At 60.2% G+C, this 525-nt stretch carries 1 protein-coding gene; it reads left to right on the top strand.

Annotation, left to right across the window (positions count from 1 at the left end; genetic code table 11):
- On the top strand, window positions 1–332 hold a 332-nt coding region (locus tag L8K08_RS30185), incomplete at its 5' end, for a major capsid protein (RefSeq protein WP_242201990.1).
- Window positions 333–525 lie beyond the last annotated feature (193 nt).

Genomic DNA, 525 nt, shown 5'->3' with positions numbered 1-525 from the left:
TGGGCAAGCCTGTACTGGTGACCGACACCGCGCCGGCGGATGTGATCTTCGGCCTGCTGCCAAACGCCGTAACCATCACCGAGTCGCAGGCGCCGGGCTTCCGTTCCTACGAAGTGAACGACGAAGAAAACCTGAGCATCGGCTACCGCGCGGAAGGCACCGTGAACATCGATGTGCTGGGTTACAGCTGGAAAGCCACCACTGGCGGTTCCAACCCAACCCTTGCTGCCGTCGGCTCCGCTGCCAACTGGGTCATGCATGCGGGCAGCAACAAAGTCACCGCCGGCGTGATGATCACGCTGACCGCAACGCCTCCTGTTACTGGCGGTTAAACCTCAAACTCAACGCGCGGTCAGCAATGGCCGCCTTGGAGAAACACATGGAACTGACTTACAGCAACCAGCTGAGCGGCTTCGACCCGGAGAAGCGTTACCGCAATCCGGAACACTTCGATAAGCCCGAGGCCGGTGTGACCAGTGTGCTGGTGATTGGCGATTGGCCTGGCGTGGTAGAAGCGTATCAAGC

Origin of the sequence: Pseudomonas sp. TREG-RG-20F-10-E-6-01 (genome assembly GCF_022662455.1) — a bacterium.
In the GTDB taxonomy this organism is placed as follows: Bacteria; Pseudomonadota; Gammaproteobacteria; order Pseudomonadales; family Pseudomonadaceae; genus Aquipseudomonas.
This window is presented reverse-complemented; position numbering and strand designations above follow the sequence as displayed.